The sequence below is a fragment of the Chroococcidiopsis sp. TS-821 genome (assembly GCF_002939305.1).
Classification (GTDB): Bacteria; Cyanobacteriota; Cyanobacteriia; order Cyanobacteriales; family Chroococcidiopsidaceae; genus Chroogloeocystis.
The window spans coordinates 148,741-171,225 of the sequence record NZ_MVDI01000006.1 but is presented as its reverse complement, the minus strand read 5'-3'; the positions used below and the strand labels follow the sequence as shown (position 1 = coordinate 171,225).

General features: G+C 43.0%; 26 protein-coding genes. 12 read left to right on the top strand and 14 right to left on the bottom strand.

Going from position 1 to position 22,485, the window contains the following annotated elements:
- Window positions 1-793: 793 nt before the first annotated feature.
- Window positions 794-1,111, top strand: coding sequence for a hypothetical protein (locus B1A85_RS16240; protein ID WP_015328598.1), 318 nt, complete (start codon window positions 794-796; stop codon window positions 1,109-1,111).
- Between the two features lie 44 nt (window positions 1,112-1,155).
- On the opposite strand, the gene B1A85_RS25285 is transcribed toward B1A85_RS16240, so the two are convergent.
- On the bottom strand, window positions 1,156-1,341 hold the full coding sequence (locus B1A85_RS25285) for a hypothetical protein (RefSeq protein WP_231295690.1): 186 nt from the start codon (window positions 1,339-1,341) through the stop codon (window positions 1,156-1,158).
- Between B1A85_RS25285 and B1A85_RS26235 the strand changes: the two genes are divergently transcribed.
- The 4 genes from B1A85_RS26235 (at window position 1,269) to B1A85_RS16220 (ending at window position 3,723) form a co-directional block, all read left to right on the top strand.
- Window positions 1,269-1,415, top strand: a complete 147-nt coding sequence (locus B1A85_RS26235) for a hypothetical protein (protein WP_352534525.1) — start codon at window positions 1,269-1,271, stop codon at window positions 1,413-1,415. The genes B1A85_RS25285 and B1A85_RS26235 overlap by 73 nt on opposite strands.
- Before the next feature lie 129 nt (window positions 1,416-1,544).
- Window positions 1,545-1,889, top strand: coding sequence for a hypothetical protein (locus tag B1A85_RS16230; protein ID WP_015328597.1), 345 nt, complete (start codon window positions 1,545-1,547; stop codon window positions 1,887-1,889).
- A 21-nt stretch (window positions 1,890-1,910) separates the two neighbouring features.
- Window positions 1,911-2,936: a F510_1955 family glycosylhydrolase gene (locus B1A85_RS16225; protein ID WP_015328596.1), complete on the top strand. Its 1,026-nt coding sequence runs from the start codon at window positions 1,911-1,913 to the stop codon at window positions 2,934-2,936.
- Window positions 2,937-3,021: 85 nt separating this feature from the next.
- Window positions 3,022-3,723 carry a TVP38/TMEM64 family protein gene (locus B1A85_RS16220; RefSeq protein WP_015328595.1) on the top strand — a complete coding sequence of 234 codons (702 nt, stop codon included), beginning with the start codon at window positions 3,022-3,024 and terminating at the stop codon, window positions 3,721-3,723.
- 125 nt (window positions 3,724-3,848) lie between these two features.
- Here the strand turns inward: B1A85_RS16220 and B1A85_RS24765 are convergent, their stop codons facing one another.
- From B1A85_RS24765 to B1A85_RS16195, 5 genes are all read right to left on the bottom strand, one after another.
- Window positions 3,849-4,145 (bottom strand): hypothetical protein, encoded by a 297-nt coding sequence (locus tag B1A85_RS24765; protein ID WP_071882462.1) that lies wholly within the window; start codon window positions 4,143-4,145, stop codon window positions 3,849-3,851.
- 193 nt (window positions 4,146-4,338) lie between these two features.
- The gene (locus B1A85_RS16210) at window positions 4,339-4,980 is read right to left on the bottom strand and encodes a tetratricopeptide repeat protein (protein WP_168192416.1); all 642 of its coding nucleotides are present in this window, start codon (window positions 4,978-4,980) and stop codon (window positions 4,339-4,341) included.
- A 354-nt stretch (window positions 4,981-5,334) separates the two neighbouring features.
- Window positions 5,335-5,760, bottom strand: a complete 426-nt coding sequence (locus B1A85_RS16205; RefSeq protein ID WP_015328593.1) for a ubiquinol-cytochrome c reductase iron-sulfur subunit — start codon at window positions 5,758-5,760, stop codon at window positions 5,335-5,337.
- A 3-nt stretch (window positions 5,761-5,763) separates the two neighbouring features.
- Window positions 5,764-6,918, bottom strand: coding sequence for a ZIP family metal transporter (locus B1A85_RS16200; protein WP_015328592.1), 1,155 nt, complete (start codon window positions 6,916-6,918; stop codon window positions 5,764-5,766).
- Complete coding sequence (locus tag B1A85_RS16195) at window positions 6,915-8,003, bottom strand: multicopper oxidase domain-containing protein (protein ID WP_015328591.1); 1,089 nt, start codon at window positions 8,001-8,003, stop codon at window positions 6,915-6,917. The genes B1A85_RS16200 and B1A85_RS16195 overlap by 4 nt, the downstream gene beginning before the upstream one ends.
- 314 nt (window positions 8,004-8,317) lie before the next feature.
- On the opposite strand from B1A85_RS16195, the gene B1A85_RS25280 reads away from it, so the two are divergent.
- Together B1A85_RS25280 and B1A85_RS24755 are read left to right on the top strand one after the other, a co-directional pair.
- Window positions 8,318-8,620 carry a DUF305 domain-containing protein gene (locus B1A85_RS25280; RefSeq protein WP_015328590.1) on the top strand — a complete coding sequence of 101 codons (303 nt, stop codon included), beginning with the start codon at window positions 8,318-8,320 and terminating at the stop codon, window positions 8,618-8,620.
- Between the two features lie 181 nt (window positions 8,621-8,801).
- Window positions 8,802-8,930 carry a DUF305 domain-containing protein gene (locus B1A85_RS24755; protein ID WP_210404517.1) on the top strand — a complete coding sequence of 43 codons (129 nt, stop codon included), beginning with the start codon at window positions 8,802-8,804 and terminating at the stop codon, window positions 8,928-8,930.
- Window positions 8,931-9,183: 253 nt separating this feature from the next.
- On the opposite strand, the gene B1A85_RS16185 is transcribed toward B1A85_RS24755, so the two are convergent.
- Window positions 9,184-9,453 (bottom strand): YnfA family protein, encoded by a 270-nt coding sequence (locus tag B1A85_RS16185; RefSeq protein WP_015328587.1) that lies wholly within the window; start codon window positions 9,451-9,453, stop codon window positions 9,184-9,186.
- Between the two features lie 70 nt (window positions 9,454-9,523).
- Between B1A85_RS16185 and B1A85_RS24750 the strand changes: the two genes are divergently transcribed.
- Complete coding sequence (locus tag B1A85_RS24750) at window positions 9,524-9,700, top strand: hypothetical protein (protein ID WP_155824128.1); 177 nt, start codon at window positions 9,524-9,526, stop codon at window positions 9,698-9,700.
- Window positions 9,701-9,952: 252 nt separating this feature from the next.
- Here B1A85_RS24750 and B1A85_RS16170 read toward each other — a convergent pair whose 3' ends face one another.
- Together B1A85_RS16170 and B1A85_RS16165 are read right to left on the bottom strand one after the other, a co-directional pair.
- Entirely contained in the window at window positions 9,953-10,684 is a 732-nt protein-coding gene (locus B1A85_RS16170; protein ID WP_015328586.1) for a ZIP family metal transporter, read from the bottom strand.
- On the bottom strand, window positions 10,681-10,908 hold the full coding sequence (locus B1A85_RS16165; protein ID WP_015328585.1) for a hypothetical protein: 228 nt from the start codon (window positions 10,906-10,908) through the stop codon (window positions 10,681-10,683). The genes B1A85_RS16170 and B1A85_RS16165 overlap by 4 nt, the downstream gene beginning before the upstream one ends.
- Window positions 10,909-11,426: 518 nt before the next feature.
- Here B1A85_RS16165 and B1A85_RS16160 point away from each other — a divergent pair.
- The 3 genes from B1A85_RS16160 to B1A85_RS16150 all read left to right on the top strand — a co-directional run bounded on the left by B1A85_RS16160 (window position 11,427) and on the right by B1A85_RS16150 (window position 15,926).
- On the top strand, window positions 11,427-12,737 hold the full coding sequence (locus tag B1A85_RS16160) for a hemolysin family protein (protein WP_015328582.1): 1,311 nt from the start codon (window positions 11,427-11,429) through the stop codon (window positions 12,735-12,737).
- 55 nt (window positions 12,738-12,792) lie between these two features.
- A complete protein-coding gene (locus B1A85_RS16155; protein ID WP_015328581.1) occupies window positions 12,793-14,133 on the top strand; it encodes a mechanosensitive ion channel family protein in 1,341 nt (446 codons plus the stop codon).
- A gap of 404 nt (window positions 14,134-14,537) precedes the next feature.
- Complete coding sequence (locus B1A85_RS16150) at window positions 14,538-15,926, top strand: MFS transporter (protein ID WP_015328580.1); 1,389 nt, start codon at window positions 14,538-14,540, stop codon at window positions 15,924-15,926.
- 843 nt (window positions 15,927-16,769) lie between these two features.
- Here the strand turns inward: B1A85_RS16150 and B1A85_RS16145 are convergent.
- From B1A85_RS16145 to B1A85_RS16125, 5 genes are all read right to left on the bottom strand, one after another.
- Window positions 16,770-17,594: a hypothetical protein gene (locus tag B1A85_RS16145; RefSeq protein WP_015328579.1), complete on the bottom strand. Its 825-nt coding sequence runs from the start codon at window positions 17,592-17,594 to the stop codon at window positions 16,770-16,772.
- Between the two features lie 14 nt (window positions 17,595-17,608).
- A complete protein-coding gene (locus B1A85_RS16140) occupies window positions 17,609-18,190 on the bottom strand; it encodes a hypothetical protein (RefSeq protein ID WP_146087190.1) in 582 nt (193 codons plus the stop codon).
- A 119-nt stretch (window positions 18,191-18,309) separates the two neighbouring features.
- Window positions 18,310-19,083, bottom strand: coding sequence for a TIGR04255 family protein (locus B1A85_RS16135; protein ID WP_015328577.1), 774 nt, complete (start codon window positions 19,081-19,083; stop codon window positions 18,310-18,312).
- Between the two features lie 762 nt (window positions 19,084-19,845).
- A complete protein-coding gene (locus B1A85_RS16130; protein WP_015328576.1) occupies window positions 19,846-20,337 on the bottom strand; it encodes an SLATT domain-containing protein in 492 nt (163 codons plus the stop codon).
- A gap of 661 nt (window positions 20,338-20,998) precedes the next feature.
- Window positions 20,999-21,304 carry a hypothetical protein gene (locus tag B1A85_RS16125; RefSeq protein WP_210404515.1) on the bottom strand — a complete coding sequence of 102 codons (306 nt, stop codon included), beginning with the start codon at window positions 21,302-21,304 and terminating at the stop codon, window positions 20,999-21,001.
- A 557-nt stretch (window positions 21,305-21,861) separates the two neighbouring features.
- Between B1A85_RS16125 and B1A85_RS16120 the strand changes: the two genes are divergently transcribed.
- Entirely contained in the window at window positions 21,862-22,440 is a 579-nt protein-coding gene (locus B1A85_RS16120; RefSeq protein ID WP_015328574.1) for a TetR/AcrR family transcriptional regulator, read from the top strand.
- Window positions 22,441-22,485: the final 45 nt, after the last annotated feature.

Here is a 22,485-nt window from a genome sequence, read left to right as displayed (position 1 = left end):
AGCACTATATGGCTCATCTGACATGATAAAGTTGGCGTTTGACGAACCAAATTATTAAAGGTGGGATTAGTAGCCACATCAACAGTGGCAGTAATCCAGTACCCAAAATTGGGACTATTGGCATGAAATCGGCATAAGTCCAAATACCCAACCATCTTGTTGCTAGGCCTTCAAAAATAACTGTAATTAAAACTCCTACAAGTGTAAATACGCTGATTTGCCTTAGACTGGGTTGACGAACCCATTGACGTGACTTTGATCTGGCTGCAACCACCCAAAAGGAAGTAAGCACAATTCCAACATCACCTACTGTAGCCAGAGTGCAATTTCTGATCATCCCAAAGCAGGAAAGCTCAGATGGGACTTGATAGAACGGCATTTGCTGAACCTCCCAGAAGAAAGACAGGAGAAATGAAAATATAGCTACATTCCATTCGGGTGAATTCAGCCAGTGAAAGGAGCGGATGACGGTTCGGGAATTTGACATAGTACACCTCAATAAGTCCTTATGGCTATCATCAACAGTAAAGTCAGGCTGGACGCCCTTTGTTATCTAACCTAGCGTTGGAGGATCGCTATGCATCGCTCAAAAAATGATTCAAATTTTTTCCTTGGCGAAAGTTGCAAGTAAAGTGAGCGATCAAAGAGTAGTAAAGCTATTTCACTCTAGGACGTTATTGATCGCGTAAGAAAATGTTGTCGATGACTTGACTCTATAGCCGACTAGAGACTCTAGCATAGCAATAGTCATCGAGATGTTGACAAATTGTTGATTGAACATTGAATGAATACTATGAAACGTACTCGAATCATTACCAGTGGAATTGTAGTTGGTTTAGCCATGTTGGGAGTAACCGTACTTCCGGCGATCGCTCATGAGCACAATCAAACAACCTCTACTATTGCTCAAAGGCAGCCTGCAACACCTTCTGATACAAATCAGACGCAGACAGCCCCAACAGAAGAACAAATGAGGCAAATGATTGCTCAGTGCAACTCTATGATGAGCATGATGCACAACATGATGGGCAATGACGATATGTCTGGGATGATGAGGCAGCAGAATAGCCCTTCAGGACAGGGCAGGATGAACCCAATGCCAGGACAATAAGATCATCTCTATCTCTGACAAGAGCAACACGCTGAAAACAAAAGTCAATTTCCTTGGCATGTGTTTTGACTGGAAAGTGTTGGTGGGGCAGGTAGCCGTCGGCATTGCAATTGCTGTGTTAGTACCGCAACTGACGCTGAGGGCATTACCACTGCTGTTGCTAGCAGCCTGTCCGCTTGCGATACTTCTAATGATGAACCAAATGGACAAGGATTCAATATCTGCTTCATCACACCGACGATCTTTGTTACCTGCCAGTAAATTGCTTAATCGGGACGAGCAACTGGCTCAATTGCGCGTGTAACTCACACATTATATAAGTCATTCCACCTGACTCCATAGCTTAATGGAGAGTTTAGGATGGACTTGACACATAGGGAATTTTTGTCTTGGCAGACATTCTTCCCTTTATTTCCTGAATTCAGACTGTGCTATGAACAATTCAGATTCTCGAATTCCTGAAGCGATCGCCCCAGAGGTGTTTGCCCGTGCCGCTTGCTTATATGCCCAAGCAGTGCAGGGGTACTCGTTAGAGGAATTAATTCAAGCTGGAGCAGCCGCCAATATTCCGCCCAAATACATAGAACAAGCGGTGCAGGAGATCCGGTTGAAACAGTTCCAAGTGGAGAGACGAAAACAACGGCTCAAAGATACCCTCGTCGGTGCAGGAATGGCGATTGCCCTGTTAAGCGTCTGGAATGTCAATCACTTCCAACCTCAAACTTTGATAAGCCGTATAGTGACCCCTTGCAGTAGCATGATGGGCATGAGGCAATAACCAGGAAACTACCAGAACATTATGAGTCAGTCAAATTCAAACCAGGGAAAGGCTGCAAAATGGTTAGCTTACGCTGTCCCTGCAATCGTATTTTTCATAGCCTTAGGAGGTGCAGCCTGGTTATTTAGTCGTACCAGCCAGCCTACCAGAAGCAATTTGTCCAGTGCTGCATCTCAATCGCCATCCAACCAAACGGATAACTTACTAGCGCCCACTACTTCAGAAGCGTCTCTAAAACCAGCAGAGAACTGGCAGGCAAACAATCACATTCATGGATTAACCGTCAGCCCTGATAGTTTTCAAATTATCTATGTTGCCAGTCATAATGGTCTTCTAAAGCGATCTGAGACAGGTCGATGGTATTGGGTAAAAGAACGGTACGATTACATGGGTTTCATCGCTCACCCAACTGACGCAAATCGCTTCTATGCCAGTGGCCATCCACCAGAAGGTGGCAACTTGGGGTTTCAAGTGAGCCGAAATCAAGGAGTAGATTGGCAAGAAGTTTCCATGTCAGGAGTAGATTTTCATGCAATGGCGATCGCACCTAGCCGCCCTGACATCATTTACGGTCTAGCCACATCTGGAGAACGAGGCTTCTTTGTATCGCACGATGCTGGTCAAACCTGGGTACAGCAGCCTGCAAATGGTTTAGAGGTAATGCCGTTTAGCCTTAAAGTTGATCCTCTCAATGCAGAGCGAGTGGTAGCGACAACACAAGCCGGGCTATATGAAAGTCAAGATGCGGGCAAAACGTGGTCACTCATTCCCAGCACAGCTACTGCTCCAATAGTAGGATTAGCACTGCAAGCAGATGGCGACAGGACGGTGATGTTTGGATATCGCGTCTCTCCTGCCAATACTGGACTATACCGCAGCGTGGACAATGGACAAACCTGGGAGCTTTGGAGCAGCAATGGACTAGAGGGCACAGTTTTGTATCTAGCTGTTGCTCCCAGTAATGCACAGATTTTCTACGCTATTAATGAGAACAATATTGTTTTCCAATCACAGGACGGTGGTAAAACATGGAATGAACTAAGTTAGTAATTGTGAGGAAACGATGCGTTGCATGATGCTTACATTGCTTGTTGACCAAAGTGCCGAGATGGTCAGTACCTTTTAATCTTTTATGAAGCGCAAGCGACGAAAAAAGCAGCACCTTCTCAACCGTCAGAATACCATTGCCCTGACCATCCTGCTGTTGTATCTACTAATTTGCGGGTGGCTCTGGATTCGACCGGAGTTTGATCTATTTTCTGCTGAAGGGCTGAAACAAGCGACTCAACGTTGGGGATGGCTGGGAGTACTGGTTTACACGGGTATTCTGACGCTATCTGTTGTGATCAGCCCGATTCCAAGTGCCCCACTTGCGGTTGTGGCTGGGATGATCTGGGGTCCAATTTTGGCAGGAATTTATAGTGTCATTGGCGGTTTCTTAGGTGGTTTGCTGGCATACTTTATTGGCTATACACTAGGGCGATCGGCTGTCCATGCGCTAACAGGGAAACTCATCTACTTCTCTAAAAATCGAGGGGAAGTTTATCTTGGTTGGGTGATCTTCATCACACGCCTACTTCCAGTGTTATCATTTGATCTGATTAGCTATGGAGCCGGTATCACAGGACTCTCATTGCCAATTTATGCTACTGCAACATTGCTTGGCATGATTCCATCTACTTTTTTTCTAACATTTTTAGGTTCAACATTTACAGTTGGTTTACCGTTAGGGATTGTTCTTTCTATTCTGTTCCTGATTCTGTTGATAGGTTTACCGTATAGTATTCATCGGTACAACTGGTTCAATATGAGAGATATTATTCACTTGGAATGAATGCGTGGTATTATCTCATTACCCATTTAGAATCAAAGTGTAGTGAAGTATTTGTACCTAAATACATTCAGACATAGATCGTGATTTTGTGGATGAGAAGTTACAAATCTAATTAGGAACAGCTTCTATAATAAATGTGAATCAGAGATTTTGCGCTTTCGGCGTTGTTTGAAGTTTGTCGAAAGTAGAACAATGCCAAAAATAACTGTAGAGAGCAGAACAACACTCGCCCCAGAAGCAACGTCGAAATAGTAGCTTAGATAAATGCTTTTGACGCTGCCCAATGCCACGTAACAACGCCCTTGGTGCTCGTTCAAACAACTGAGAAATACATTCAATCGGTGATGCAACACTTTATTGGGATGCTCATCAAGCTGTCGGCACTCTGGGCATTGGCACTGATGCACCAACTTGTCTGCCATCAACTTCCAAAAAACTGCGGCAAACTTATAGCTGAAAAGTGTGAAGTTATTTCTATATGAACCCTAAGTGATTGAGGTTTACCGTCGCGAGAATGCAGTCCTAAAGCTTGTAAGGACTCTATACCGTTAGGATGAACTAATCAGTTCAGTAATGCCTGGTTTTAACTGCTTAGTCAGTTGGTTTTTCTAGCTATCATTGAATAATCTGAATTAAATCAAGTGTTTGTTGGTAGCCAACCCGATCGCCTTGCTGCTGAAAGAGAGTAGCCGCTTGCTGTAAATCTGAAATGGCTGCGGAACGATTGCTCAAAGCATAGTAAGCAAGACCTCGACGACCGTATGCTTGAGCCAGCGCTGGCTCAAGCTGGATGACCTGTGTAAAATCCTCAACAGCTTGTTCATGGTTATTAAGACTGTAGTGAGCCAAACCTCGGTTGTAGTAAGCATCAAGAAAATTGGGAGCAAGTCTTAGAGTTTCATCAAACTTTTCAATTGCCCCTTGTAAATCTCCAACACTCGCCAGAGCAGTCCCCCAGCGAGCGTAAGCATCAACATGGTTTGGATCAATTTCAATAGCTTGACGAAATCCCTCAATTGCTTCTTGATAGTCTCCCAAAAATGCATAGGCAAGACCACGCTCACAGTAGGCTTCCATATAATCGGGATTAAGCTCTATCACTTGGCTAAAATCCTGAATTGCTCCTTGAAAGTTTCCCCGCTCCAACTGTGTTGAAGCCTGAGTGAACAAATTTTCAGCCTGAGTTGATTCAGCAGCCTGAGTCTCCTGAGTACCCAGGGAAATCCCAGTGATCGATATTAGGGCGATCAGAACCATACTAAATTGCTTGACTCTGTAAATCATTTCGCCTCTATCACACAGAATTTTGATTTGGCTCTGTTCTAATCTTGCATAGAACCATCTTCAATCAAGGTTGCAACAGTTGCTAACCATTCAGTTCCACTATAACAGCGACCAACTCTCAAGTGTTGAAAATTTATCCAAGAGATAACAGCGTACTTTCTGAATGCGGTGCGATCTAACCTGAATGTCCTTAATAGAATCACTGTAAACTCGATCTTCCTAGACCAAACGTCAACAGTAGCCCGCCCTAGGTTAATTGATGGCACTTTTCTTAAAGAGACGAATTCGCATTACCAGATAAGTATAATGCAGTGAAACTTAGCAATTCTAATTCAGCTTGACAAGAATTGATTGATTTTCAACTTTAAGGGAGTAACTTACTAAATCTCTCGTGGCTGGATCTTGAGTGACTTGTCCACGCGAATCAAATTCAGATCCATGACAGGGGCAGACAAACTGGCTCTGATTATCTTCCCACTTCACAATGCATCCAGCGTGGGGACAGGTGGGATTGAGTGCCACAATTGTCTGGGGGTGAGAAGCACTACCCACTACGATGAGTCGAGTATTACCGACTTGGACTTGCAGTTTGCCTGCGGATTGATCTAACTCAGACACGTTGCCAACTACCACAAAGCCATCCGATCGTGAATTGGCAGCAATGCGTTTGAAGCCACAGGCTACCAGAATCGGTAGCAATGTGCTGGTTAGCCATCCCAGTCCTATCCATCTAAAGAAAGCGCGGCGATTCATACATTAGAAATTGACGAGAAGTGCAGTTCCATACATGATGGCTAAACCTAAACTAAATCCAATTAGACTGACAGTAGAGAGCCAGTTACTACCTGATCGATGAGCAGTGCGTATCAAGTATGCTCCAACCTCCACCATCACTTGCAAGATTGCTCCGACTCCAATGCCTAAGAAAACTGCTGCCCAGTGAGGTGAAAAGGTAAAGGCTCCAATCCAAGCGCCAATAACAGCGGGCAGTCCTGCTAAGGCAATTAAACTGAGGAACGTCGTGAATTTAGGGCGTGCATCAACCAGAGGCGCAGCAATTCCGATTCCCTCTGTAATGTTATGCAGGGTGAACCCAACGACGAGCAGTGAACCAAGTGCTGCTTCTCCAGCTGCAAAAGCAGTGCCAACTGCCAATCCCTCTCCCAAATTATGCCAGCCAATTCCCAATGCCAAATAACTTGCAAGTGCCTTCCCTTCTGGAGATTTGCCACCTTGTCTGCCAATCGCCAAAATCGCAAGAAACGAGGTGATAGCAACAAGCCAAACAAGCGCACTAGCAGAGAAAGCACTTGCTGACTTCGTTGCAAGTTCTAATCCTTCCTCCAATGTGTCTACGAGAAGAAATGCCAGCATGCCAACGGTCAGTGCCAAAATGAACTTCATTCCCTGTCCGCCTAATTGTTTTAAAGCTGGGTAGAACAGCATTCCTAGAGTTACAGGCATGACTCCTATATATAACCCCAGCAGCGCATACGCCAAAATGCGAATCAACGAAAATTGGGGCGTTGGTACGGCAACAGCAATCTCATGATCAAACCCGATTCCCGTATCGGTGATGAACCGAATGTGATGCGCCTCATCGAGCACCCAGGGGTAAGGCAATTTGATCCAAGCCGTTTGCAATCGGGGTAATTCTCCAGGTGGCGTTTGGGTAAATTGCCAGTAGGCTCCGTCAACCTGAATTTGGGCAATTTGCATCGGTTCTGAGCCGCTGGCTCTCACTAATAAAGAGATACCTTGATCGCCTAGCAAAGTTCGCTCTACTGTAAGCTTCTCAATTGGAGGGGCTGAAACTCCTAATGGTTCAAGTGGATTGCTAGAAAGAAATACTCCGATCGCGAGCGCCAGTGCAACGAGCGGCAAGATGATCCAAAGCAATGTCTTTCTCATGCCACCACCTCAAATGCACTCATCCAACCGAGTTCCAAAAATTCTGACTGGTGAGCGTGGAACATATAAATGCCCAGTTCATGCTTCTGAAATGTAAACTCCAAAATGCCTCGCTGGGCTTGGCATTGCATGATAGTATCAACCGTTCGCAACGTTGGTATTAACGTGGTTCCGTGGTCGTAGTAATCAAAAAAGTTTCCGTGGAGATGGAAGGAATTGATCGGGTCAAACTCAGTGACATTGATCAAATACACTCGTACTGGGCGATCGCGCTCAATCTGAATCGGGCGTTTCATAAACTCATGCGGAATCGTATTGACCGCATAGAATTCGTTCTCCTCGTCAAAATTGGTGTCAAATGCGTTCATCACCATGAGAAACTCTTGCCACTTGGCGTTCTGCGGACTACCGAGTAACCGAGACTGGGCTTTTTCTTGTTGGTCAGGATGTTGTTTAGGATCAGGGTCGATAATAAACGCGCCGTAGAGTCCTTTGTGCAGGTGTCGTTTGAACGGAGCAGAGTGACAATGATAGAGGTGACAGCCAAAGGGTTTGGCATCAAACTCATAAACCACTTCCTGTTCAGGAAATGCTTCAAGCGTGCCAGGAACACCGTCTTGCCGTGCTGAATGAATGCCGTGAAAATGTAGCGTGTGTGGATGAACACCTGGATTTTTGAAGCGAATCCGGACGCGATCGCCTTCCGTGACTCGCAGCGTTGGACCCGGAACGCGCCCATTGTACGTCCAGGCAGGATAAACCACTCCAGGAGCAATCTCAACCTCCTGTTCTGCAATTGATAATTCAAACTCTCGCAACGTCCTACCATCAGTTAATTGCGAGACTTTTCCTCCCTCCCAATCTGTCAAGATAACTTGCGGATCAAACCCATTGCGGAAATTGTCTACGTCTCCCATCGTCATACTGCCTCCATGCACAGGCACAGAATGACCTAAAGGTGTGCTAGTGTCCCCAGAAGTGGGAGTTCGAGCAAAGGCACTACTGGGCAAAAGCTTACTCAGCAATGTCCCAAAACTTAATATGCCACCACCGATGAGCGATCGCCGCTTGAGGCTCAAATCCATGATTTTTTTCTCATATTTCTTTCATAATTGCACAACTTACCCCACTTTAATTAAGTTCAGCTATTAAAGTTTGTAAGCGAGGTGGACTAGTGGATGCTCATACTTTACGAAGCTCGTAGCAATCATTGAGGGTTTAGAGGTATCACGAACAAACTGCCACCTCATAAGAACCTCATTTTTCTTCTATAGCCTTTAGGTAGAACGATAAAGATCGAGTTCCAAATCTGCATCATATTGCCAAGCGGAGGTTGAAACCTAATCCATGCGATCGTCGATAGGTAAAACTTATCAATCGTAAACCTGTACTCTACACATTGATTGGGCTTCTGACAGGTGATGCGGTAACAACCTTAGCTCTGTTGCTAACTGTCAAGCCACTTCCCCAGGTTTCTCAAGCCCATTTTAATCCTTTATCGACCCTATCCTCTCAAACTATTCCTGGAATGTGGGGCATGATAGGACAACCCGATCAACACTTTATGGTGATAATGATTCCCCATCATGAAGGCGCGAACACAATGGCAGACCTGGCATTAGAGCGATCGCAGCTTTCTGAAATTCGCACCCTTGCTCAGTTCATTAAAGACACTCAAGCCCTCGATATTGAACAAATGTAAACCTGGCATCGGCATATAACGCCGACACAGTGGACAATGGATGGCTGAGTCTGGTTAGCAACCTGGCATGGGTTGTATGGGTATGAAAACTATGCTAGGCAATACAATAGCGCTGCAAAATGTTGCCGACTTTGACCGCGCCTTTATCGAAGAAATGATTCCTCATCATTAGATAGGTGTCATGATGGCGCAAATGGTGTTAGCCAATAGCGATCGCCCAGAAATCCGAGAACTAGCACAAAACATTATTGATACTCAAACGGCTGAAATTAACCAGATGCAGCAATGGTATCAAGACTGGTATCAGTAGATCCTCAAAAAGGAGGTTTGTATGTATCATCATCTAGTTTTAAGCGCATTTGTCCTGTCGCTGATAGTATTTGCTCCTATTACTGCATTGAGCCAACCTACCTCAAAGAACCAATCATGGCGATTGTCATGGTGGTAATCGTGGCGGTCGCGGTGGTTGTTGGTGGTAGTGTTCAAGCCTCACATCACTCAAGTCAAATCCTAGGGGCGTACATCATCACTAATACGCCTACGAAGACAATGGCGGCTCCGACTCAATCCAGGCGATCAGGTACAACATTGTCGATTCTCCATCCTCTGGGGATGGAGAGGATGATGAAAACTCCACCGTAAGCAGCATAAGCCCGACCAAAATTTGCGGGTTGAAAGGTTGCAACAAAGCCATAAGTTGTTAGCAAAGCAGCCCCACATAGCACCAACCACAGCCTTTTACCTTCACGCAACCATAACCAAACTAAATAGCCACCTCCGATTTCACACAAACCAGGCAGAACGAATAGAAACAATGAATTGATCGTACTCATATTGCAATAGTTCAAGATGCAGACTGCTGAACTATTGTCACTGATAATGCCCTTTTCCCTCTCCAGAACGATGGAAATTTGCATAAATCAGGAGATGCTCAACCCAGGTCAATTTTCTGTTGAAGACAATAGTGACAGTATTCCTTTGGAAATTGTTCTCCTACTAGGTTGTCTGGGTAGCCCATTGGGGAGTAGAACGATTAGCAAAACCTCTCAAAAAACTGCGGCGGCAGTAGGGGCTAACTGAAGTTGCCGGAGCAGCCTTTGTCGAGATTGCTGCCGCTACCCCAGAAATTGGCATCAATACGACCAGTGCATTCGAGGTCTTTCAGACATTGGTCTGGGGATGATGCTGGGTTCCAATATCTTTGCAATTCCGTTGATTCTCACTACAGCTTATTGAGCGTTGGCAGGTATTCACCCTCGACAGTGTCCTTTTGGTCTACTTGAGTGTAATGCTCTTTTGGGTACTCAATGTTTTTTAACTTCAAAGGCTGAGTTACCCCAGAAATGCCGACAACAGCCCAAACAGCGCAAAGCCACCTAAAAAGAGCAGCGTTGCAAATCGGGCTTCACCGTCTTGATGGGCTTCTGGGATAATTTCCTCCACAACCAAGGTCGTGAGTATTCCGGCCGTAAAGGTCAACAGTGCCATTTTAACTAGCTCAGATTGTCCACGTATCAACCAATAGCCGATGGTTGCTCCTAAGAAGATTGGAATCGCAAAAGCAGCCGCAATTTGGAACCGTCTGCGACGAGGGACACCTTGTCGCTTAAAGGCAATAATGGTAGCAAGTCCTTCCGGCACATCTGCTGGAACCTGACCTAATGCGAGAAGTAACCCTAACTCAGTGGCTATAGTTGAACCTGTCCCAATCATCACCCCATCGGTAAATAGATCCACCGCCACTCCTAGAAAAATTATCGAGGCTCCAACATCTATATCACCGCTGCCAAACCGAGTTTTAACTAGTTGCGTAACCTGATCCACCACAATGAAGAAAAGACCACCTGCCACAAAGGAGATGACGGTCATCAAGGGTGCATCCACTCGGAGAGATGCTGGAATCAGTTCGAGGGAGATAACCGCTACCACAACTCCTGTTGCAGCATGAAGTGCCAAACTAAGAGCGCGATCAGACGCAATAATAAATTCTGCTAGTATCCCACCCGCAAAGTTGCCGAGTGCAGGTAATGCAGCAAATGCCAGCACTGTCAAGAACTCATTCATCCCCCACCTTGCGTTATAACTGAAAGAATTAGCCCAACCTTAGGAAGACGAGTAGGATTTAGAAACTCCCTTTTAATAGGAAGATAAGAAGCGATCGCTTTGGTATATGCACGACCAGCATTGCCCTCTGCCAACGGAATGCTACAAAACGCAATTGCCTTAGTCCACAAATTGCTAACACAGTAAAGCCAAGCTTTTGCACATAATCTATTCTGCTTTTTCATCCTTCACCTCTTTCAAATGCTTTGAAAGCTTTTGATAAAGGCTAATAACTATGATGATTAACCCGACTGTAATAAACATTACGTCCTTCCCTAGGATATTTTACCAAGTGTTGGATCGCAATGCTCCGTTTTTTGATACCTATTATCTACAATATGCGAACCAGTAAATTTAGGGCAGTTACTAAGACGACAGTGGCAAAAATCAGCAGCAGAATCTGTCGAATCTGCCAAATGATGTAGAGAGAAGCGATAAAAATGACTAAGCTGATCCACTTTCCTAAACCCCACCGCACCATCTTCCTTTGGGCTGGTGCTTGTCTGCTGATTATTTACAGAATGCCCGCACATCACTGAACTACTGCCGCAAATTCATTCTCCTTAGCACGCGATTTAGTTCATTACAAAAGGCAAAAAACAAAGAATATAGGACAAAAAACAAAAATCCTAACTTGTGATAGAGGCACAATTTACCACAACGGCTTCTAATGCGGGGTGTTGGCTAACCCAGGCGATCGCTCATGACAGGTATAGTCTTGGAAATTCTGCTCATTCTGCTGCTCATTATTGGCAATGGTGTGTTTGCCATGTCGGAAATCGCCATTGTCTCTGCCCGAAAAGCTCGCTTGCAACAGCAGGTTAGTCAAGGAAAATCGGGAGCACGTGCCGCCTTAAAGCTAGCCAACTCACCCAGCCGCTTTCTCGCAACGGTACAAATTGGCATCACGCTGGTGGGTATTCTGGCAGGAGCATTTGGTGGAGCTACAATCGCCGAAAAATTGGCAGAAGCTTTACGTTTAGTTCCTGTGCTTGTTCCCTACAGCGATGCGCTGGCATTTGGCATTGTAGTGATCTGTATCACGTATTTGTCGCTAGTGATTGGCGAATTGGTACCCAAAGAGGTAGCTTTGAACAATCCAGAAGGCATCGCCTCCAAAGTGGCTCAACCGATGCAATTGTTATCTAAAGTGACTGCACCGATTGTACGTGTATTAAGCGTTTCCACCCAAGCCGTTGTAAAATTATTAGGAGTTCGCGCCTCTGAGGAGCCGCCAGTTACCGAGGATGAAATCCGGCTGCTCATCCGTCAGGGCACCGAGATCGGCACCTTTAAGCCAGCAGAGCAAGATATTGTAGAGCGAGTATTTCGCCTAGATGATTTGCCCGTCAGCGCTATTATGACACCGCGCAGCCGGATTGTCTGGCTAGATTTGAAAGAGTCGTTCGAGCAAAATCATCAAAAGATTGCCAGCAGTATTCACTCTCGTTTTCCCGTATGTCAAGGTAGCTTAGATGAAGTTCTGGGTATTGTACTGATTAAGGATTTGTACGTTCATCGTACCGCAGAACCCTCAACTAATTTAACGAACTTCTTACAGCGACCGTTATTTATCCCTGAAAGTTTGTGGGCGCTGAAGGTGCTGGAGATGTTTAAGCAAACAGAAATGCACATGGCGCTAGTGGTAGATGAATATGATGTAGTGCAAGGATTAGTTACACTGAACGATATTTTGGAGGCGATTGTAGGGGATATTCCATCCGCTGGAGAACAGGATGAACCCCAGGCAATTCGGCGTGACGATGGTTCATGGCTATTAGATGGTATGTTGTCGATTGAGGAGTTCCAACAAGTGTTGAGTCTTGATGATTTACCTGGAATTAGAAGAGGACATTACCAGACCCTAGGTGGTTTTATAATTGCCCATCTGGGTCGTATTCCTACCTCTGCCGACCATTTTGAATGGCAAGGACTACGCTTTGAAGTAGTGGATATGGATGGCAATCGCGTGGATAAAGTGTTAGTCACTCCTACGCATTTTTCTCCTTACTAAGTCATCGCTTGTTTAACAAGGAGCGTAATTGATTCATACCAGTATCAGAAGCCTTGTGAACGCCTCTGCAAAACGATTATTGCTGCGATCGGTTGCCACCGTGCTGGTGATTCTGCTATTCCTTCCTAGTGCTGTTGCTCAGGCAGAACAAGTAACGGTGCGTCTGGACGGACAAGCAGTATTCCGAGTAGGGGAAGTTGGAAAATTGGATGCAACACTACGCGTCCGGCAAATTGAGCGTCGCATGAATCGCTTGTTGGAAAATCCTGAGGCAATTGCACCACCTCGGATTGAACCTACGAACGCAAATAATACTGATCGTGTAATTATGATCGCCGGTGTGCCAGTAGTGACGGTGACAGAAACCGATGCTCAAGATAACCTAACAACGGTGAGTGTGCTGGCGACGCAGTGGTCACAAGCGATTGACACAGCCTTAAAACGCGCCAGCGAACGCCGCCTTTCTCCAGGAGGACGCTTTATCGCAGAAGTCCAAGCATCGATCGAAACAGCTTTTGGACGACTGATTGAATCTGCCATTGTGATTATTCCACGCGCTCTCGCTGCTCTGTTGGTGATTGGATTGTTTTGGGCGATCGCTACCTTCGTTCGTTGGTTGATGCGGATCATCTTTCGTCGCATTGTGGAAGACCTCACCATTGAGAATTTGATTAAGCAGGTCGCTTACTATGCGGTTTGGATCTTAGGCTTCATCGTGGCACTCGATGCCTTTGGGTTTGACCCGCAAGCAGTTGCCACAGGTTTAGGGTTGACCAGTTTGGCACTGGGGTTTGCACTTAAAGACATTCTCTCTAATTTCATTAGCGGTCTTTTGATTCTGGTATTGCGTCCGTTTGAGTTAGGCGATCAAATTATCGTGGGGGAAACAGAAGGTAAAGTCGAACGGATTGATCTAAGAGCAACGCAACTTCGCACCTATGATGGTCGGGTGGTACTGGTGCCCAATGCTGAAGTATTTACCTCGCGCATTATCAATAATACGGCGGCTCCGATTCGTCGAGGCAGTGTGGCGCTTTTTATTGGCTATGATAGCGATCTTCAAAAAGCGATCGGCGTGATTCAAAAAGCTGCTCAATCAACTAATGGCGTGCTGGAAGAACCCGCCCCCTCTGTTCGAGTTCAGGAGCTAGGACAAGATGACATTATCATTGAAGCTCGGTTCTGGACAGACTCTTGCCGATCAGACTTTGTAGCAACCAGTTCTCAAGTTAGACAAGCGATCGTGGCGGCACTCAAAGAAGCCGAGATTGGGCTACCCGACCCTGACGTGCGGATTTTAGTTCCACGTCATTCAGAGCGTTGGCGTTCGGCGTTGGCGTGGAAACCATCTTCCATCAAACCTAACCGAATGGACAGGAATAAACCCTCCCCTTAAGAGCTAAAACACAGAAATTTCATGAGCATGGGACTGGCTTCTAACAGGCAATGCACCTGATGGAGGAGGTCTGTTTAATATAGCAATTTAATATAGCAATGGCTCGATCGTGCAGTTGACCGCTTTGGGCGGCTTTGGAAATGCTGCGTTGACTTACTCCAACAGCAATACAAACCCAAGTTTTTCTTCGATAGCAAAATAGGGAGCGATCGCCTCACATCTCGTTAATTTCTCAAAGCTCTAAACCTCTGATTTGCATTGTAATTGAGCAATGTTGGATTTGCCAAACGAAAACCATTAAGAACCATAATGCTTCATAAAGTCTTACTAAAATTTTTGCTAGTTTAGTAAATACAGCATATCCCCCCTGGGGGCATACTTCTAAAATTTTACAAACCAGAATTATGCAGACCTTCCAACTGCTCCGGAGTCTCCGAAACCCAATTTTTGCTCGTCTATATACAGCACAAGTGACCAATTTACTAGGGGATGCGCTCACCTGGTTAGGGTTAGCATTGCTGGCATTTGAGGAGGCTGGCAATAATTCAGCCGTTGTGCTGTCAGGAGCCTTGACTTTACGAGTTACTGCCTTTGTTCTGTTGTCGCCATTTGCTGGGGTGCTTGCCGATCGCCTTGATCGCAAAACTATCCTTGTGACAACTCACTTGGCACGGATGGGAATCGTCAGCTTACTGCCATTTGTGAATGCAGTTTGGCAGATTTATGCAATCGTCTTTGCTTTAAATGTCTTTTACGCATTCTTCACGCCAACCTATCAAGCAACGATTCCGCTAGTGACAGGGCAAGAGGACTATCCCCAGGCGATCGCCCTTTCTAGTGCTACCTTTCAACTCCTGGGCGTTCTGGGTCCAGGAATTGCAGGCGCGATCGCAGCCTTTGTTGGAGCAAGGCAAGTCTTTTTTCTAGATGCCTTCACATTTCTAATCGCTGCGATTTTAATTATCACATTGCCTGGCCAACTGCGAGTTGAACAAGCAGCCGCTCAAAACCGCTCATCAGGTCGAACATGGCAAGACATTCAGGCAGGAACAACTCGCCTATTTGCCAATCGATATTTGCGATATGCGTTAGCAATGCAACTGGTGACTTCTGTGACAGGAGCCATGATTCTAGTCAATACTGTGGGCTATGTACAGGGTGTGCTCAAGCTAGGTAGTGTACAGTACGGTTGGGTAATGGGTGCATTTGGTATTGGAGCAACTCTTGCTGCTGCTGCTGTTGGATCGTTAGGACAGCATTGGACGCGCACAACGATTATTTTGCTAGGAGCCAGCTTAATTACGACCGCGCTCCTCCCTGCCAGTTACGTTAAACTCCCATTTCTTTTAGTGCTGTGGTTAGTAGCGGGGGCAGGACAAACGTTAGTGAATGTGTCTGCTCAGACGTTGATTGCTGACCGCACCCCAACCGAATTTCAAGGGCGAGTCTATGGTGCCCAGTTTGCCTGGAGCCATTTATGGTGGTTATTTTCCTATCCTCTAGCAGGCTGGTTGGGTAGTCATCGAGAAGATATATCTTTTCTCTACGGTAGTTTGATTGGTTTAGTTCTTCTCGTGATGATTCAACTGACTCTTTCGCCGAAAGAACAGAAGTACGTCCATAAAAGCTATTGGCATGAGCACGAACATACTCACGATGAACATCACCGACATGAGCATCATCCCAGCATTTTAGTAACAGAACCTCACAGGCATCCCCATCAACACAGCTCACTTCGTCATGCCCATGCCTACTCTGGATTACAGCATCATTATGATTATGAACATGATTAGAAAAAAAATCTTGTTTGTAGAGACAGGGATTCGAGGGTTGGCTCCAAGAGTAACTCTCAATAATGAAAATTCCTTAGAGAAGTTTCATTTGGCTGTTTAGCAGATTGGGGCTTTGGCAAAGACAGCAATTTAGATGTAGCTTATAAATGAGTAAGCACTTGCTTACATAAGCAAGCCATTGTAGGATCGTTTTGTTGATCTTTAAAATGTCGTTCTGTATAGAAGCATAAAATGAATAAATGTTTTGATGATTCAATAGCTCTAAGCAGAGCAATTCAGGAATTACGTGCATTAGAGCAAGAGGGCAACATGGCAGACAAATTGCCAGCAGAAGTCCTACACATATTTGACCAGCATGATACTGTACATATCTTGTTTAACTGCGTACTTCTCTGGAAGATGAAATTGCTGCACATGTCTGGATGCTCTTTGCCACAACAGCAGACATTGGCGAGATGCATCGCACAGTCGCTACCCAACAGCACCGCATTGTCTTGTCTAGCATTAGGCACCTCAAATTGCTAAGCACATGGTTTTTCTGCCTTCCACGTATCGGCGTAGATCGAAGGTTCGTGTCACCAAGTGCAACCTGTCGATGTAACCCTTACTGTGCAATCAATACAGCCATCTGATTCTCAAGTAATAGCGCTCACTTAGATATAATTTTATAAATGTTTTTTTCCTATGAAGCGACTTTAAAGAAATATTTGTGTAACTTATATTAAAGCAATTGCTTAAATTTGGAACTCGAACTCTGTATCCTTTATAAAATAATGGTTCAGAGATAGGCTGTACCATATCGTACGAACCCTATATTTAGGTATACACGTAGCTATTTAATAATTAATAAGGATGCTGTAGATGATTAATGTTATCACCCTTGAAACTTAGATCGTCAAAATCCCAACGTTTAAGCAGATCCATATCAGAAAGTGTTACCTCATACGCTGCCTTGAGAACATTCTCACCTTCTCTTAAAAATATTTTGTGTTCCTTTAGGGTTCCTATTTCCTTTAAAAGGGTTTGAAAAACATCATCTCCCTGCTTTTTCTTCTGTTCATCATCAAACGATGCATCATCCATCACAGCCCAAATGGTAATTTCATATGCTTCATCTGGTTCCATTTCAACGTGGTCGCCAATATCTATGTAGATGCCGTAAAACAGATCGCCGTGCTTCTTCATAAGCTTACGTATTTTACCGCGATCAAACAGAGGTTGAATTCTGCGGTTAAATTCATCAGGAAATCCTTGACGAAAATACCGTCGAGCTGTCCACCTTTGAATCTTTTCGCACTCTCTAGGATTTAGCTGAAAATGGGGATCTTCATGACAAAGAATTTGCCTACTAACAAAATAACGTTGATGAATATTCAAAGTGTAATATTCACCACTATACTCAAATTGATAGACTCTTGGTGATTTACCGTGCTGCTTGTTGCCATCCTTTTCATCAACTATTGCACCTATAAGCTCGACTGTTGGCTCCGCCTCAAACTTCGGGTTAGTAACATCACAATCATGAGAAAGGATCATGAGATGTTCTAATGAATCGCGGGCAATATTATTGCTGATTTTAACTTTGTTAACGAGTTCTGGAGAAAGGAATGCTCCTTGTCGCCAACCACGATCTTTAATATCTGAAGCATCCTCGGCAGAAAGTTTCATACTCTGCTAAATCTCTACTTCACTTCCTTTTTTAATTTGTCTCTTCGCATTTCATATAGAGACTGAGAAGTACGCTCCCGCTCACGCCTAAGAGCCACAATAGCCATGAGTTCCTTTACGTCATTCACGGGTACAGATTTCTGGGACATTAGATGAAAGAGCGAATACCCTTGTTGATTTCTTTGCTTGACATAGATGCCAAGAGGATTTGCTGAAAGATCTCTCCAGTAACAAGCAAGCTGATAGAAAGTGTAAACTCTTTCTCTATTTGTATCATGTGGTTCTATGCCTTCCATCCATTTATAAAGTGTTGTACGAGAAACATCGAGTACTTTAGCAAGTTCGCTGTTAGTAAGTGAAAGGTTTTGTTTAATAGCTGTAAGTTGCTCTTGGAAGGAAAGCAGTTCTATATCGGTAGAACAGACTCTTTGTCTCTGTAATGGTACATGTTTAAAACAATTTTGCTCTTTTAAACGAGTAGACACTATATGATAAAGAAAATTAAGCCTCTCGCCAGTCCTAAAAGACTTAGTAATAAAAGAATTCTTAGTAAAATATTTGGTATTGTCAGATTTAATGACATCCAAAGTATCCAAAGAGAGAGAATCCTCAGAGGGTGGAACGGGAATTCCTCGATCGCTTCCCGTAGGAGTATATGAACTGTTTAATAGGTATTCGGAACTGATACAAGCCATTTTTCTCCTTGAAAATTATTTCACTTCCACTGTTCAAGTGCTTTAGGTGTGACAGCAACTTTAAATGCTTCGCTAGTATAGGTATGCAATTTTCTGATTGTCTGAAGCACTTCATCAGACTTAAAGTCGATGTTAAGTTCGGCAAAGTGATCAATATCTAATGTAATCGAATTATCATTAGTTTCTGGTAAATCAAACTTGAGCTTAGACGTCGCCAGATCTTGAGGAAGTACGACATTATCAGAATTAAACATTGTACGCACAACAAGAATGCCACCAATAGGTGTTTCAGTTTTTGTTAAGGAAGTTGATTCTGGTTTTGAAAGCCCAGAAACTCGATCAAAGGCAAAACCACGAAGTCCTTCTTGGATTAGTTCATTTAGAGAAGCAGATTGATCGCTCTTAATAATATCAATGTATCGTAGTCCAATTCTTACGGCAAATTCAGGACTTGCTGTAACTTGAATTGTTTCAAGCACCCCCTCAAAAGTTTTGATAAAAGTTTCAAGTTCCTCATAACAAATAGTTTCCAACACAACCGAGTCGGTTGATAGGATGACGCATTGCTTTCTTTTGATATCACTAAAAACCCACCGTTTCTTTTCAGCTACTTCTGGGTGTATTTGGCTTTTGGCGATAATAAACTCCTGAATTATCTCCTCTTCATAGATGGGAAAGCCTTTCTTGCGAAGACTTTCTTGGATGTCCTGAATGAAATTTGCCATCTTAAGCACTGTGACAAAGTTCACTTGACACAGCACCATAAATAGAGGCGGTTTAGAGAGTTTACTCATGAGTTAAGGCTCATTACTATAATGGTGTCAAACAAAAAGTTTACACAAAAGCTTACATTTAAGTGTACATATAAGTAGGCGCTCTTTGCAAGGGGGAATTCACCCGTATTGGCGTAAGGCTAAAGAAGCTGCAATAAGTGCTAAACGGTTTAAAACCGTTGCTATAGTTGGCTTTCAGAGACTGATATTCTTTACTGTGATCGCCCATTCCTCCAAACTCGCCTAAATAGAAGGTTGGTGTCACCAGGAGCAACCTGTCGCTAAAACTGTTGCTGTGCAGTCAATACAGCAATCAGATTCCAAAAATCCTGCGCTCTCTAAAATATAAACTACACCCCGATATTTTATCTATAGCTAAATCGTCAATACTCCCTTTAAACAAATGTTTTACTTCATTAGTACTTTCTACAAAGTACCAAAACCTTATTAGTACTTTCTACAAAGTACCAAAACCTTGTTTAATCCGATGCTGTTAGCCAGTAAGGGCAAAAAGTATGTCAAACGAGGTGAGTATAAAGTGGTTTGTAAATAAGTTATAAGTATTCAACACTTAACAGACGTAATGCTAGAGAAAGTTTCATTAAGCAATTGAGTCGTTGGAAGACCTGATATGACTAGCTTTAGTTACCATCCATTCAAACACACAAAAGTTTACACAGTTCCGGTTTCTAGCAATGTAAAAACATTATATGGCAGCATACTTGATGCTTTTATGCTTAATTACAGCGATAATACCAAGTCAAATTAAAAATATAACTACTACTAACTACGTTTTTTAAGTGAGTTTCTTGCACATTCGTAATCTTTGTTGGATGGAATACATAATTCAAAGCTTTTATTTGCTTTGAGGTACTCTTGTTGCAATGTTTCAGACTCTTCAACAAAATTAGCTGGAGTCAATATACCGTCTCGGTATTTAGCTAGAAGCATTCCAATTCTATGATAAATACTTGCATATATATTTCCAGCACTTAGGTGCATATCTGCCTCTTTTTGAAAATTAAAAAGTGTTTGGATTCCTGCTAACGATGCTCCAATAATAGCTAAAAGCTTTATGCTAACTGCCGAATATTTAGGTGTAATTAAATCGAGTAAAGGAGAAAATATTATGATATTAACTATAATAATCGATAAGCCTATTATTTTATGTAGATTCTGTTTTGTTTGAGCAGCATTAAAGTGTGCAGTTTTAACAAGTCTAGAATTATTTTCTAAATCTAATACTTCTTTAACAATCTCTTGGTTATTAGCCATGGTTTAAGAAACAGTTAAAAACTGTTAAATCAATAGCTTAGTTAGTATATTTGAAAAGGTTACGTTAACTAATAACTTACTTTATAAAGTTTTTGAAAGGTCATTTGTAGCGCATAAAAACTATTTATAGTTAACTTGACAGCTAGTTTAACTAATATAGAATTTATTACAGTTTCTATATTTCTAACATTCACTTAAAATCATGTCAATATCTAAAGGTTTAGGAGATTTACTAATGTATTCTCTTCTCAATTCTAATCTGCACTATATGCCTATAAAAACTAGGTGGACAGTATAGGAAAGTGAACACTCTAGAACCAAGGTTAAGTCTACTAGTACTAAGCGCTACCTATAATAGAGGAAATGGCAGATTATTTTATTGATTCCAACACCTAAGAAGTATTTTGAGCTACTATTGATTTAAACTAGTAGGCATTGAGCCAAGATCCGTGACTTTAAGGTTGTAAAATATCTCTTTTTAAATTAGTTCTCGGATTGAGGGGGAATAGCTAGTTTAAAATTGAAAAATATACTCATTTTTGCTGTTAATGGCAGGTAGATAATTATGAGTTGATAGATAATACCTGTTCGAGCAATGTTACAATGATTCCCAGCATGTTGCGTCGCTTAGCGAAGCTTAAACAGAACAATTCATAATTGTTTAAAAACAAGCTCTAACTAATTCTATTGAGCTATCATTAATCCGAAAGCTTTCTTCTCTATAGTCTTTATCATTTTTCTCAATCTCAGCACTAATGATTCCCCATTTAGGAAAGCGCTGATCTACTTCTAACTCACGAGAACGAATTGGATAAATCCGAATCCACTGCAAAGGCTTTTCGTTATCGTCTAATAAAATCCCTGCAGTACAAACTGTCTCTTTGTACTTCGTACTTATTGATGGATAAGTTTTGGCTGCAATTAAAATTTTTCTTCTCTGCATTGGAATCAACCCTGCTTTACACATCAAGCTTCTTTGTAGAAGTTGTTTATTTTGTAGAAAAGCTTGTGGAGTTGATTCTACGATGTAAGATTTTCGTGGTCAAGTTGTTGTTGTTTACTTTAAAGAATTGTTTTAGAGAGCTATTGTTTTGTTACATAAATGTTTTTCTTGATCGCATCTATCAAAAAAACATTGCCCAAAACAGAAGTGGGTACATATCAAAACATATAACTCAAAGCATTATAGCTACGTCTTGGATTATAAAAACATTGCCTAAAAGGGATTAAACTAGGCAAAATAGTTGATTTGTATTTTTTATCCTTCAGTCACAAAAATGGCGTAAAATATAGAATTTAACCTAGTTGCACCATATGATACCAACCTTCCATTTCCGCCGTATCATTGGTATCATCTTCAAGAGCTTACGTATGAAAAAGAAGCTAGCTGTTGAGAATCTCTCCAAACTTAAGGAACAATCCATTCTTGAAATTCGCCGAGAACACGGCATCCTTTTGTGAAAAGGAGAATACAAACATTGTGCAAAAACTTACTTGAACAGTCTAAAACTCGCTGTAAACTCAATGCCTCGCAATAAAACCATCACAGATGAAGAAATTCTTGCTGTGGCGCGATCGCTCTTCATCAAAGAAGGAGCGAAAGCTTCGACACGGACGCTTGCTAAAATGGTAGGGATCTCTGAAGCCGTTATTTTCCAGCGATTTGGTACGAAAGAGGAGCTGTTCTTTGCCGCGATGGTGCTGCCAGAAGCGCAACTTGAGGTAATGTTCAACGTTCAACCTGGTAAGAAACAAGTAACGACAAACCTCAAATTAATTAGCTTGCAGATTGTTTCCTACTTCCGTGAGGTGATGCCAGTCTTTTTATCTCTCATCAGTCATCCATCCTTTAATATGCAAACTTTTTTGCAACATCATACGATGCCTGCGATGCAAATCGGAAATGAGTTAACAGAATATTTGACTGCTGAGTTAAATCTAGGGCGAATCTATACAGATAATGCTGCGGTAACAGCAACAGTTTTACTTTCGCACTTACACAATTTAGTTTTGTCTGAAACCATTGGTGCTCATCAACCCATTGATACTGATCGTGCTATTTCTGATGCGATCGCGGTGTTGTGGAACGGGCTAGCTCCGTGAAGCCCTAACGATGACTTTACGGTTTTTGAGAGTAAAAGTAAATGA

What these genes read in the sequence shown, in the direction of transcription:
- B1A85_RS16220 (WP_015328595.1), top strand. Translation starts at nt 3,022, where the DNA reads ATGAAGCGCAAGCGACGAAAAAAGCAGCACCTTCTCAACCGTCAGAAT.
- B1A85_RS16125 (WP_210404515.1), bottom strand. Translation starts at nt 21,304, where the DNA reads ATGTGTAAAGCAGGGTTGATTCCAATGCAGAGAAGAAAAATTTTAATT.
- B1A85_RS16165 (WP_015328585.1), bottom strand. Translation starts at nt 10,908, where the DNA reads ATGAAAAAGCAGAATAGATTATGTGCAAAAGCTTGGCTTTACTGTGTT.
- B1A85_RS16170 (WP_015328586.1), bottom strand. Translation starts at nt 10,684, where the DNA reads ATGAATGAGTTCTTGACAGTGCTGGCATTTGCTGCATTACCTGCACTC.
- B1A85_RS24755 (WP_210404517.1), top strand. Translation starts at nt 8,802, where the DNA reads ATGATGGCGCAAATGGTGTTAGCCAATAGCGATCGCCCAGAAATCCGA.
- B1A85_RS24750 (WP_155824128.1), top strand. Translation starts at nt 9,524, where the DNA reads ATGGAAATTTGCATAAATCAGGAGATGCTCAACCCAGGTCAATTTTCT.
- B1A85_RS16240 (WP_015328598.1), top strand. Translation starts at nt 794, where the DNA reads ATGAAACGTACTCGAATCATTACCAGTGGAATTGTAGTTGGTTTAGCC.
- B1A85_RS16135 (WP_015328577.1), bottom strand. Translation starts at nt 19,083, where the DNA reads ATGAGTAAACTCTCTAAACCGCCTCTATTTATGGTGCTGTGTCAAGTG.
- B1A85_RS24765 (WP_071882462.1), bottom strand. Translation starts at nt 4,145, where the DNA reads ATGGCAGACAAGTTGGTGCATCAGTGCCAATGCCCAGAGTGCCGACAG.
- B1A85_RS16195 (WP_015328591.1), bottom strand. Translation starts at nt 8,003, where the DNA reads ATGGATTTGAGCCTCAAGCGGCGATCGCTCATCGGTGGTGGCATATTA.
- B1A85_RS16160 (WP_015328582.1), top strand. Translation starts at nt 11,427, where the DNA reads ATGACAGGTATAGTCTTGGAAATTCTGCTCATTCTGCTGCTCATTATT.
- B1A85_RS25285 (WP_231295690.1), bottom strand. Translation starts at nt 1,341, where the DNA reads ATGAAGCAGATATTGAATCCTTGTCCATTTGGTTCATCATTAGAAGTA.
- B1A85_RS16225 (WP_015328596.1), top strand. Translation starts at nt 1,911, where the DNA reads ATGAGTCAGTCAAATTCAAACCAGGGAAAGGCTGCAAAATGGTTAGCT.
- B1A85_RS16205 (WP_015328593.1), bottom strand. Translation starts at nt 5,760, where the DNA reads ATGAATCGCCGCGCTTTCTTTAGATGGATAGGACTGGGATGGCTAACC.
- B1A85_RS16230 (WP_015328597.1), top strand. Translation starts at nt 1,545, where the DNA reads ATGAACAATTCAGATTCTCGAATTCCTGAAGCGATCGCCCCAGAGGTG.
- B1A85_RS16145 (WP_015328579.1), bottom strand. Translation starts at nt 17,594, where the DNA reads ATGAAACTTTCTGCCGAGGATGCTTCAGATATTAAAGATCGTGGTTGG.
- B1A85_RS16185 (WP_015328587.1), bottom strand. Translation starts at nt 9,453, where the DNA reads ATGAGTACGATCAATTCATTGTTTCTATTCGTTCTGCCTGGTTTGTGT.
- B1A85_RS16150 (WP_015328580.1), top strand. Translation starts at nt 14,538, where the DNA reads ATGCAGACCTTCCAACTGCTCCGGAGTCTCCGAAACCCAATTTTTGCT.
- B1A85_RS16210 (WP_168192416.1), bottom strand. Translation starts at nt 4,980, where the DNA reads ATGGTTCTGATCGCCCTAATATCGATCACTGGGATTTCCCTGGGTACT.
- B1A85_RS16200 (WP_015328592.1), bottom strand. Translation starts at nt 6,918, where the DNA reads ATGAGAAAGACATTGCTTTGGATCATCTTGCCGCTCGTTGCACTGGCG.
- B1A85_RS16130 (WP_015328576.1), bottom strand. Translation starts at nt 20,337, where the DNA reads ATGGCTAATAACCAAGAGATTGTTAAAGAAGTATTAGATTTAGAAAAT.
- B1A85_RS16120 (WP_015328574.1), top strand. Translation starts at nt 21,862, where the DNA reads ATGCCTCGCAATAAAACCATCACAGATGAAGAAATTCTTGCTGTGGCG.